Here is a 12,007-nt window from a genome sequence, read left to right on the forward strand (position 1 = left end):
CAAAAAATAAGCTGGACCGTCATCTAAATATAATATTTATTTTACATCTTTGCGTGTTAAAATTTGATGACTGCTAACAAGCAGAGTAAAATCTACATATGTCTTCACACATTTACGTACATATACAAAAGAATATGGAGGATTCGAACGTGAAATGGATTAATCAAAAGATTGGTCGACAATTGATGTTTGCTTTTTATGCAGTCTTTATCGCACTCAGCATCACATCCGCTATCGTCTATACGTATACTGAACAAAAAATCAGTCAAACCGATGCGACATTCGATGACTTACGTGAACGAAGAACGAATGCGAACGCGTTGGCATACGAATGGTCCGCTGCACAGAGCAATGTAAAATCATACCTCTTGTTCGGAACACCGGCGATGCTCAATGCCGTCAAAACAAACCAAGATGAAATCAACCGCTTGACGACCTGGTTCGAGCAAAACGCCATCTATACGCAAGGCGATCAATACGCAACTGCGACACGAAACGTATATGACGATTATTTCGGTACTGCCGTCCCCTTGTTACGTCAATACGTGGAACAAAAACAGGAAGGCTCGGTCGACGAGCAGTTCGTTGATCCGAAAACGCTCGCTTCGCTTTCGAACGGGAGCGAATTATTCAATTCTGACGGAACGCTAAAAGGCTCAAACAGTCAAATTGACGGTGAAGCCGATACGGCTGGAATCGAAGCCTTGCTGACAAACTATTTAAACCTCATTCAGACTGAAGAAGATGAAGCAAAGGCCAGCCTGCTTAATGAAATGCGCATCGCCCAGTTCATTTGGCTGTCAAACCTGCTTGTCCTCGTCATCATTCTTGTCTTACTCGTCCGCCCATTCATCAACCGGGTGACGAAACAAATTAATTCGTTGTCTCGGGACAGTGCACAACTCGCAAGTGGTGAAGACGTCAAAGAGCTTCCCTTACCGAAACGACGCGATGAATTACACACGTTAACCGCGTCCTTCAATCAAATGGCAGCATCGATTGCGGATAATAAAGTCCATATGCTGGCGAAGAATGAAGAGTTGCAAGCACAACAAGAGGAACTCGTTGCGCAGCAGGAAGAGTTGCAGGCGCAGCAGGAAGAACTCGAAGAAGCACTCGAAATCACCCTGCAAAGCGAACAACATCTAAAATATCGTAATGAACTGACGGAGACGCTCGCATCCCGCGAAACATTGACGGCGTATCCGGAAATCATCGAGAAGCTCGTCTCAATCACCCATTCGGAAATCGGAGCCTTGCTGTTCCTCGATCAACACGATGTCCGCTCGACGATTGAATACGGGATGACCCCTGATATGGTCGAACAACTGATCCACGAAGATCAATCGTTGTTCCACCGGGCGCGCGTCTTAAAACGTCCGGTGCACTCGTCTAAACAGGTCGCACACGAAAGTCCGCTTCCGTATCCGTACTACATGTATGAAGTCGCCGTGCCGATCCTTGATCCGAACGAAGAAAAAATCATCGCCTGCATCTATCTCGTCCGGTACCGTGACGCCTTCACGCCGGAGCAGATGAGCGATATCCTTTCCTTCTCGCACCAGCTCTCACTTTCGTTGATGCGGATGGGGATTTACGAAAAAATGATTCATGAAAAGAACAAAACCGGACAATTGTTGAACTCGATTCGGGAAGCCGTCGTCTACATCGAACATGAATCAGATGAACTGCTCGTCAACGAACCGTTGATGAAGCTGTTCCCGGAAATTCAGACGGAACATCAGGATGAAAGTAATCTTTCCTCTTTCCGTCAAGCGATGTCCGCCTTGTCTTCCATCATCGATGAAGCAGAACCGTTCGAACAATACATCGAACAAATCGTCGAGCAGAACTTGCCGAAGGATAGTCTCGTCGTCTCGATTCGCGCGCGCAGTGCCTATATCCAAATTTACGCCGAGAAGATTCAAATCAATAACGTTTGGGTCGGAACGATGCTCGTCTTACGGGATGTCACGAAAGAAACGGAGTCGGACCGGATGAAAGAAGAGTTCGTCTCGACCGTCTCGCACGAACTTCGGACTCCGCTCTCATCAATTTACGGTTTCACGGAGTTGATGCTCAATAAATCATTTGAAGAAGAGCGTCAGCTAAAGTACTTGCAGACGATTCACTCGGAAACAGGTCGCCTGACGACCCTCGTCAACGACTTCCTCGACGTCCAGCGTATGGAATCGAGTGAGCAACGTTATCAGATGTCGACGTTCGACATCGTCGAACTCGCAAATGACGTGACCGACTTCTATGGTGCCTCGCATACGACACATACGTTAGTGTTCGCAGGTAACGGACCGATCATGATTGACGCCGATAGCGAAAAGATTAAACAGCTCTTAAACAACCTACTCAGTAACGCTATCAAGTATTCTCCTGACGGCGGAACGGTTTCAATCGAAGTCCAGCACCAGGATGGTTTCGCTGAAATCAAGATTCGCGACGAAGGAATGGGCATCCCGCAAGAAGCGATGTCGAAGTTGTTCGATAAGTTTTACCGGGTCGACAACTCAGAGACACGCAAAATCGGTGGAACGGGTCTCGGTCTATCGATTTGTAAGGAAATCGTCAAACACCATAACGGAACGATTGATGTTGAATCGACCGTCGGTGTCGGCTCGACCTTTACGATTCGTTTTCCGGTCGCTGTCATTTCCACCATCTTGACGTACGAAACTGAATGAGTCTTTACCCCGTGTCCACTAAGACGCGGGGGTTTTTTGACCTGTTCATGTTCAGGTTCCGTCAAGGGCGGGTGAAACACGGTCTGCCGGTAAGAAGAACACCGCTTACGTCGCGTTTAACATAAGGTTCTAAAAGGGAATAGCTAAAGCGACTCTACACATACAGGAGGAATCAGACAGATGCAACTTGGTTGGATAGGATTAGGTCATATGGGTATCCCGATGGCGTTACGTCTTCGCCGTGCCGGACACCCATTATACGTCTACAATCGAACAGAAAGTAAGACAGCACCGCTCGTCGCGGAAGGGGCAACGTCGCTACGCTCACCACGCGAACTGGTCGAACAGTCGGACATCATCTTCATCATGCTCGCAGACGGAAAAGCGATTGATCATGTCCTTCACGAAACAGACGGGCTGCTCGCAAGCGACTTGACGAACAAAATCGTCGTCAACTTGAGTACGATTTCGTCCGAGGAATCAACACAGGCAGCGCAACTTATCGAACGCGCCGGTGCCGCCTATCTCGAGTCTCCCGTCTCTGGTTCAGTCGGTGTCGCAGAAGCCGGCCAGCTCGTCATGCTCGTCGGTGGTGACAAACAGACACTTGCGACATGCCGGCCGTATCTCGATGTTCTCAGTAAAGAAAGTATTCATTTCGGTGACCACGGAACAGGCAGCTCAGCAAAACTTGCCATCAATCTCCTGCTCGGCATCGTCGGTGAAGGACTTGCTGAAACGTTCCTGCTCGGAGAAGCGGCCGGGCTCGACAAAGAAAAACTCATCCAGATGATTTCCTTGTCCGGCATGAATACACCACTCTTCCAAGGCAAACAGGACATGTACCGAACAGAAGAGTTCCCTCCTGCTTTCCCGCTTCGGTTGATGGCGAAGGATTTAGGGTTGATCACGGACGCCGCGAAACGGTACACGTTACGTTTACCGCTGGCAGAAGCAGCACATGAACAGTATGAACAGGCGAACACGGGAGACCAAGCCGATTTAGATATGGCAGCGGTCTACCTGAGCTTAAAAAAATGACTCCATCAGAAAGCCGCGCCTTCCGAATTCTGGAAGGCGCGGCTTTTAGCAGATGCGTTATTTGAGTGATGTGACGATTCCCATCATCTGATCGGTCGTCATCAAAGCTTTCGAATTAAACTGATAGGCGCGTTGAATTTGCGTCAAGTTCGTCATTTCCGTCCCCATGTCGACGTTCGAGGACTCGAGCGTCCCGACCGTCAACGGGTTCCCTTGAGCATTTTGATATTGCCCGGTCGCCGTATAGAGTCCACCGCCGACATCCGTCAACTCGCCATGGTTCGGAATATCCGCGACACCGATTCGGGCAAGGACACGACGTTCTCCGTTGAGGACACCTGTGATATTGCCATCTTTGTTCAGCTCAATCGCCGTCGCATTTTCCGGTAAGGTGATGGCATCGTTCGCTTGATTGATGACGGAGCGTCCCGCATCATCCGTCAACAACATCTGTCCGTTGCCTTGCGGTGATAACTCAAAGTTGCCGTCCCGCGTGAATTTCGTCACACCGTCTGCATCGATGACACCAAAGAAGTGATGCGGATTACCGAGTGCCGCATCCAAATTCCGTCCGGTCGTTTGAAAAGCACCGACGGTAAAACGTGTCGCTTCGTTCGCGACATACCCACCGACACCAAGACGAAGATCGACCGGCGTCGTCAAAGGACCTGTTTCCAAGCCGCCCGGTGTGTTGCTAATGTTGCGGACGAGTAACTCATTGAACTGTGCATCACGACGCTTGTAGCCGTTCGTGTTCGCATTCGCGAGATTATGTCCCGTCGTATCGAGTTGTTTTTGTAATTGAGCCATCGTACTGGCTGATGTATAAAGTGATTGCATGACTTCCTCCTCCGATTAACGAACGCGACCGATTTCAGAAACAGCTTTTTCAGCCGTCCGGTCGTAAGCTTGAATGACTTTTTGATTGGCTTCGAACTGACGAAGTCCACTGTTCATCTCAGCCATCGTCTGCTCGATTTCGACGTTCCCGAGTTCGAGCACGCCTTGGTCGACTTTGACGTCTCCCGCGGCAAGTGCTGCCGGAGAGCGGAATAAACCGTTGCCTGTCCGCTCGAGTGTTTCCGGTTGATCCGTTACGACAAGTCCAAGGTTTCCGATTGCTTGTCCGTTTCCGTCCGTCACCGCTCCGTCTGCGCTGACAACGAAGTCTTCATTGACGACGTTCAGCGCCTGACCGTTTGCATCAAGGACGAGATCATTTTCTGTCGTCCGGAGCAAACCATCCTGCCCGACGGCAAATTGACCGTTCGTCGTGTAAAGCGTCTCTTCCCCACCTGTCAGCGGATCCGTATGTAAGACGGTAAAGAGGGCGGACCCGTCCCGTGAACTGATTTGGAGATCCGTCGCGTTGCCCGTTTCCGTAATCGAACCGAGGGCAAAGTTCGGCGTCGCTGCCTGCATGAAGACACCTGTCGCGAGCGTGCCGACCGTCCCTCTTGATTGAATTCCCGTTCGTTCATTGACGCCTGATTGTTGAATCATCATCTCCGGAAACGTCCGGAGCGATGCTTGATCGGCGCGGAAGCCAGGCGTCCGCGCATTGGCCAGGTTGTTACTTAACATTTCTTGTTGCCGCTGTAACGCCTGCATCGCACCAGACGCCGTGTACATTCCTCGTAACATATGTTTTTGTCTCCTCATTGACTTAATGTTCAATTCTCTTATGTTTAGTATATCGGTCAGGTTCTGTTGAATTATGAGTTTTTTTCAAAAAAAGGTAATGAGAAAAATAGTTGAACCGAAAGTCCTAGCTCTTGATTGAAATATTCTGGAGTAAAAAATCCCAAAAATTGCTATAATGAACTATAGACATTTTAATCGAGGTGACGAGATGCCGTTCTTCAAAAAGAAACTTTCAGAAGCGCCCCTGCAAGGATCACTGGATTTTAAAGAACTGACAGACCCGACCTACTTTTTAGAAAATCATCCCGATGCCGTTTACACCTTGAACTTAGCTGGAGAAATCGTCTCCTTTAATCAAAAACTCGCTTTCCTGCTCGGCTATGAAGGAACGACACTCGCGAATCAACCAATCCAGTCCTTCCTTCGTCCGAGTGAAGCGGAGCGCATCGCCCCCTTTAAACAGCGTGCCCTGCACGGGGAGACCGTTCATTTCACAGCAGAAGTCCGTCATAAGGATGGGCGCCGCTTGACAATGACCGTGACGAACATCCCGATCTACCAAAACCACATCATCATCGGTCTGTACGGAATCGCCCGTGACATTTCGCAACATGTCGCGTTACGAAAACAACTGCTTCGATTAGCCCAGCAAGAACAGTTGACGGAAGTGACGACACCGATTGCCTTTCTCGATTATCTTCCGGCATCAGACGAGTGGTCGTTCTCGAAAAACTTCACGTCACTCTTGTCGATTTCGAGCCACCGCTTGGCGTCGATGGACGAAGCGGACTTCCTCGGCGAGATTCATCCGGACGACCGTAGCCTCTTTCAAGAACACGTGGCACAGTTAACGACGCCGTCCAACGTCAGCCTCACTTTACGGATGAATCAACAGGAACAGTATCAACGGGTCGTCCGCTGTGATGCCTTATCGTCACGGACTGACGATCATCTCTGCATCAGCATGATGTTTCATGACACTGCGACGACGCGTGAGACTCCTCCCGCCGATTCGCAGGACTCACTGACGAATTTTTTAGCGACTGTCGAAACAATCGTTTACCAACACAGTGAAGCCGATCAGGCGTTGACGTTCCTCGCCGTCGGCTTTTTGCAGCAATACCCGGAACATTTGCGCCGGCTCGAACTCGATCCCGCCTACTGGAAAGAACTGCTTCATCCGGACGATCGGGACCGGATAAAAGCTGCACGGGAAGGACTGCAACAAGGAGAAACCGTCCGGCTGACTTACCGGCTGAAATTAGAGGACGAATGGCGCTGGCTCGAAGAGATTCGTCTTCCTTTAAAGGATTCGAACACTCAGGTCTTCACCGGCTATCAAGGTGTCGTCACGGACATCACGCTCGTCAAGCAGCAACAAGAGGATATCTTCCGCTTATCGCGGCATCACGCGACAACGGGGTTGCCGAACCGGATTGCCCTGCTTGAAAAAATGGAGGACTTGCTTGAAAACGGGCTTCCTTTTTCCATCTTCGCGATCGACTTCAATCAATTCCATAAAATCAATACACAACTCGGATATGAGATTGGCCAACGCTGGCTGCTTGATACACGTGATGCGTTGACGGAACGCTTGCCGAACGTCTATTGCGGTCATCTCGAAGGCGATTACTACATCGCCTTAATCGAGCAACCGTTCGATGAGCTCCAGTTGAAGAAACGTTCACTCCATGTGCTCGAACTCGCGACGCAACGCTTCTCAATCGAGGCGTATGCCCTGATTCCGGAACTCGCCATCGGCATCAGTCACAGTCAGGACAAAAAGACTTCAGCGGCCGAACTCCTGCAGGCTGCGAATACTGCCTTGACCCGCGCCCGCGCTAAGACAGGTCCCGCCTATGAATTGTATACGTCACAGCTTGACCTTGAAATTTACCGCCGCCACCAACTCGAACAAGGTTTACGGTATGCGATCGGACAGGACGAACTGTTTCTCGAATATCAACCGAAAGTCGATATCTGGAGCGGGCAGCTCTTGGCCTTCGAGGCATTGATTCGTTGGGATCATCCGGAGTGGGGACGGATTCCCCCTCAAGATTTCATTCCGCTCGCAGAAGAAGGACGGTTTTATCTGGCGATTGGCGACTGGGTCCTCGAGACCGTTTGCCGGACGCTACAGGACTTGAGTACGTCGGGTTTCCCCGTCGTCCCGATTTCAATCAATCTGTCGGCGAAGCGACTGTTGCACGGCAACTTCGTCGAAACCGTCAAAACGTGTTTGAAACGCCATAACATCCAGGCCCGCTTCCTGCAGTTCGAGCTACCTGAAAATGTCCTGCTCGAGAACAATGAGTTCGTCAAGGAGACACTTACGCACCTGCATCGTCTCGGCATTCGCCTCACACTCGATCGTTACGGCAGCAGTGCTACTTCCTTAGCTTGTCTGCGCGACTATCCGATTACGACGTTAAAGCTGGATCGTTCGTTCGTCGCTCAACTCGAGGAGGCGGATCAGTCGCCGGCGCTTCTTAAAACCATCATCTACTTTGCAAAAGCACTCGAACTGACCGTCGTCGCCGAGGGCGTCGAAACACTCCATCAACTCGATTTGTTCCGCGATTTCGAGTGTCATGCCGTCCAAGGTTACCTGTTCAGCCGACCCGTCAGTGCGTCCGAACTTGTGAACGTATTGCGTCTCGGTGTTCTTTCACCGATTGAGTCTTTGAAAGCCTCACCGAAACAACAATTGCCGTCCGTCCATGCCCAGGTCACGATCACCCGCCTGAACGGCAAGGCCGTCAATGTCGGTGCTTCGCCAATCCTCATCACGCGGAGTACGAACCGGTCCGTCCATTTTTATGCATCGATTCGCTTGCCCGTCGATCACCAAATCGAGCTGTCATTACGATTGAAGGATGTCGATCATCCACGGACGATCATCGAACCGCTTGCGATCACGGAACTCGACAATGGACTGTTCCATTATTCTGCCGACTATAAAGTACGTGCCCAGTCCATCCTTTTGATGAAGGCACTCGAACACTCGGAGCAACAAAAACTCGATGACTTCTTTTCGTTGACATGAAAAAAACGCCTCCCGTACTGACCGGAGAGGCGTTCCGTGTTAGGAATGTTTTTTACTGAGTACCGCTGTTTGCGTCCGTTCGAGGACAGCATTCGTGATGACGATCAAACCGGTAAACAGGAACAACGCTTCAAAACCGAAATGACCGGCAATTTGACCACCGGCGAGCGGTCCGAGGAAGTTTCCCATGAATTGGGCCGATTGATTGTAACCGAAGATTCGTCCGGACGCATTGGCTGGTGTGTGTTTACGAAGCAGTGCTTGGACCGATGGCATCAAGGCCGCTGTCGCAAATCCGATTCCCATCCGTAAGACGATCAATTGACTCGTATCCGTGACGAACGCTTGCGGAATCAAGAAGGCGGCAAAGACGAGTAAGGCAACGAACAAGACACGTTCCGCCCCAATCTTGTCGGACAGTCGTCCGAGCCGCTGGGCAGCAATCAATGCCGCAATCCCGGGTGCTGAGGCGACGATACCAGACAGTAACGCCAGTCGTTCCGTTCCGGGACTCAGCTCTCGCACGTAAAGCGAGAGAATCGGACTGATGGATTGCGCTGCGAACTGAATCAAGAACGTCGTCAAGAATAGACTCAAGATGAGCTCCGGATGACGGAGTGATTGAATGATTTCTTTCGCGGAAGCCATTTTTTTAACTTCAAGCGGGACGAATTCTTCTTTAACGAAGAAATATGTCACGAGGAACGTCAAAAACAACGGTACGCTCGTAAAGAGAAAAACGGGTCGAAGCCCAATCATGTCGGCAAGGAATCCTCCAATCAGAGGTCCGAGCAATCCACCGGCAATCCCACCGGTCGACAATGTACCGAGCGCCCAGCCACTTTTCTCTTTCGGGGTTTGAGAAGCAATCAAGGTGATTCCGGCTGAAATGAATCCGGAGACCGCTCCCATGACGAGCCGTAAGAAAACAAGCTGATACACATCTTGCACAAAACTGATTAAAAACATGACAATCGACATGCCGAGGCTTGCTCGGAGTAACATCAATTTCCGGCCTTTTCTATCGGCAAGGCGTCCCCAAATCGGTGAGACGATTGCTGCGACGAGGAACGTTGCCCCGAACGCAATCCCGGACCAGGTCGTAATCTCCTGACGTCCATCGACGCCAAGCTCTTCAATGAATAATGGCAAAAACGGTAAAACGAGACTGAGTGCAGCGGCAGTCAAAAAACTCCCGATCCACACGACGATTAAATTTCTTTTCCACAACGGCATTGTGGCATCACTTCCTTTTTAATGGTAATTCCGGGGTCAAGCAACAACTTCTAATATACACTTCACAATGTGAAATGTCTAGGTTTTGAACTGATGCAATAGTCTCAAAGACTATTGATGGATACCTATTTTAAGCAAACGAACCGATAGTAGGAGTACTATGCAGAAGGAGTGAACACTACCATGAAACGTTTTCTCGTCAGTCTCGTCTGCGTCTCGTTTTTCAGTCTGTTGCTGCCGTCAAGCGGTCAAGCCGCTCTCCCCGTCACGCGCCATACGGTGATGTGGTCGATTCCGGAAGCGAAGTCCATCCCCGTGAAAATCAATCAGCTCGCCAACCGGCAGATGAAGCGTGTCTATCTTCATGTTGCTGTGGAGGGGGACCGGATTCTCTATCGAACATTCGTCGAGGTCGCGCATGCAGCAGGAATTGAAGTCTACTTCCTGTTCGGACAACCACGCTGGATTACGAATGAAGGCACGACCTTCCGACCGAATGTCGAAGACCCGCTCGCCTGGATTACCCTGTATCAAAGTGAGACGATGCAGCATCCGGATGGAATCAGCGTCGATCTCGAACCGTATGCCCTACCGGAGTGGACGACGAATCAATCTGCCGTCATCGCTTCTTATCAACGAATCCTGACTGCCTTTCAGGAGCGGGCAACGGCGGAAGGGCTACCGTTGCAACTCTTTCTTCCGTTTTGGTTCCATACGGTCACGGATGTCTCCGGACGTCCTGTCAGTGCCTGGGCGTTGGATCTTGCAAGCGAAGTGACCTTAATGAGTTACCGGACTGTCTACGGTGGTGGAAACGGCTTATCCGCCATCACGCTCGTCGATACGTTGTATGCGGCAAACCACCAGCACAACCTGTCGTACGCTCTCGAGTTCACGGAACTACCGGAGACACCGAGCATCACCTTTTATGGTCAGTCACGGCAAGCCTTGAACCAACTCGTCAATCAGACGATGAATAGCTCCCTCCCCCCGCGTGCCATCGTCTATCATGACTTTGAGGCCTATCAGGCGTTCATGCAAAATACGAAGTAACTGATTGGCAAAATTCTTTAAGCTATCGATGAAAAAAAGATCAATCCTTAACGGACTGATCTTTCAGACTGTAGACAACGTGCTATTGGGAGATCAAGCGTCTTTTTTCGTTGCTTTCCTCGGGCGAGGCGCAAGCCGTTGCTCCTTGATCCTCACGGACAACGAGCAGGGTCTTGCCTGCCTCTGGCAAGTCGCGTTAAAAACGCACTTTTCCCGTAGGAGTCAACGAAACGTGACGCTTTTTAGGTAATACCGTGACAGAAGTCCAGTCATACAGACGCTTTAGAGCGCAATCCGTCTCGAATCGCTTTAGAACCGCGAAAAGCTCAGTCCTTAACGGATTGAGCTTTTTTGCTGTTACAGTGCTGTTTTGATTTCTTCCAACATCTTTTCGATCGATTGGATACCGCCACCGGACAGATACCACACGTCTCCACTCAAGTAGACGACCTTATTATTTTTGACGGCATCAACGTTTTTCAATAATTCATTGTCCATCGCTTGTTTCGCCGTTGCCCCTTCACCGATTGCTTCTCCACGATCGATGACGAAGATGATGCCCGGATTTTTCTTGACGATGTATTCGTACGAGACATCTTGTCCGTGGACGGCTTGATCAAGAGTCGTATCGATTGCTTTTAAACCAAATGCGTCGTAAATCAAGCCAAAACGAGAGCCCGGTCCGAACGCACTCATGCTCTTATCCCCCGCGAGCAGGACAAGTGACTCAGGTGCTTCTTTAGCATCCTCTTTGACTGCCGCGATTTTTTCATCTACTTCTTTTAATGCAGCTGTCGCTTCTGCTTCTTTTCCAAACAACTCACCGAGCATGTTGACGTTATCTTTGAACGATGTCATGTAGTCCTGTGTATCGATTCCTACATAAATCGTCGGTGCAATCTTGCTGAACTCTTTATACATTTCCGATTGACGGGCTGAGATCAGGATGACGTCCGGTGCAAGTTCACTGATTGCTTCAAAGTTTGGTTCTTTTAAACTTCCGACGTTCGTATACTGCTCTGCTTCATATTGCTTAAGATAGGCTGGAACGAGTTCTTTCGGTAGACCTGCCACTTCGACACCCAGTTCATCGAGTGTATCAAGTGCACCAAAATCAAAGACGACGACTTTTTTCGGGTCTTTGACGACCTCAGTTGAACCTAATTCATGTTTGATTGTTATTTTTTCGTCGCTTGAAGCGGCTGATTCATTTGTTCCTTTTCCACACGCACCGAGTGCGACGACACAAATTGCAATAACGAGTAAGAACCACTTTTTCATGTGAGTTGAT

At 49.9% G+C, this 12,007-nt stretch carries 8 protein-coding genes; 4 read left to right on the forward strand and 4 right to left on the reverse strand.

Annotated features, from left to right (window positions below; all coding sequences use genetic code 11):
• Window positions 1-149 precede the first annotated feature (149 nt).
• Complete coding sequence (locus tag KNP88_RS14110) at window positions 150-2,696, forward strand: ATP-binding protein (RefSeq protein ID WP_214894418.1); 2,547 nt, start codon at window positions 150-152, stop codon at window positions 2,694-2,696.
• A 180-nt stretch (window positions 2,697-2,876) separates the two neighbouring features.
• Complete coding sequence (locus KNP88_RS14115) at window positions 2,877-3,737, forward strand: NAD(P)-dependent oxidoreductase (RefSeq protein ID WP_214894420.1); 861 nt, start codon at window positions 2,877-2,879, stop codon at window positions 3,735-3,737.
• Window positions 3,738-3,794: 57 nt separating this feature from the next.
• On the opposite strand, the gene KNP88_RS14120 is transcribed toward KNP88_RS14115, so the two are convergent.
• Together KNP88_RS14120 and KNP88_RS14125 are read right to left on the reverse strand one after the other, a co-directional pair.
• Entirely contained in the window at window positions 3,795-4,577 is a 783-nt protein-coding gene (locus tag KNP88_RS14120) for a flagellar hook-basal body protein (RefSeq protein ID WP_159173323.1), read from the reverse strand.
• Between the two features lie 15 nt (window positions 4,578-4,592).
• Complete coding sequence (locus tag KNP88_RS14125) at window positions 4,593-5,381, reverse strand: flagellar hook-basal body protein (protein ID WP_029331728.1); 789 nt, start codon at window positions 5,379-5,381, stop codon at window positions 4,593-4,595.
• A 208-nt stretch (window positions 5,382-5,589) separates the two neighbouring features.
• Here KNP88_RS14125 and KNP88_RS14130 point away from each other — a divergent pair, with 208 nt between their 5' ends.
• The gene (locus KNP88_RS14130) at window positions 5,590-8,427 is read left to right on the forward strand and encodes a sensor domain-containing protein (RefSeq protein ID WP_214894422.1); all 2,838 of its coding nucleotides are present in this window, start codon (window positions 5,590-5,592) and stop codon (window positions 8,425-8,427) included.
• A gap of 39 nt (window positions 8,428-8,466) precedes the next feature.
• Here the strand turns inward: KNP88_RS14130 and KNP88_RS14135 are convergent, their stop codons facing one another.
• Window positions 8,467-9,663, reverse strand: coding sequence for a multidrug efflux MFS transporter (locus KNP88_RS14135; RefSeq protein ID WP_088837959.1), 1,197 nt, complete (start codon window positions 9,661-9,663; stop codon window positions 8,467-8,469).
• Between the two features lie 183 nt (window positions 9,664-9,846).
• On the opposite strand from KNP88_RS14135, the gene KNP88_RS14140 reads away from it, so the two are divergent.
• Window positions 9,847-10,716 carry a hypothetical protein gene (locus KNP88_RS14140; protein ID WP_214894424.1) on the forward strand — a complete coding sequence of 290 codons (870 nt, stop codon included), beginning with the start codon at window positions 9,847-9,849 and terminating at the stop codon, window positions 10,714-10,716.
• A gap of 357 nt (window positions 10,717-11,073) precedes the next feature.
• On the opposite strand, the gene KNP88_RS14145 is transcribed toward KNP88_RS14140, so the two are convergent.
• Entirely contained in the window at window positions 11,074-11,997 is a 924-nt protein-coding gene (locus KNP88_RS14145) for a siderophore ABC transporter substrate-binding protein (RefSeq protein ID WP_214771007.1), read from the reverse strand.
• Window positions 11,998-12,007 lie beyond the last annotated feature (10 nt).

The organism is Exiguobacterium sp. H66, from assembly GCF_018618705.1.
Classification (GTDB): domain Bacteria; phylum Bacillota; class Bacilli; order Exiguobacteriales; family Exiguobacteriaceae; genus Exiguobacterium_A; species Exiguobacterium_A oxidotolerans.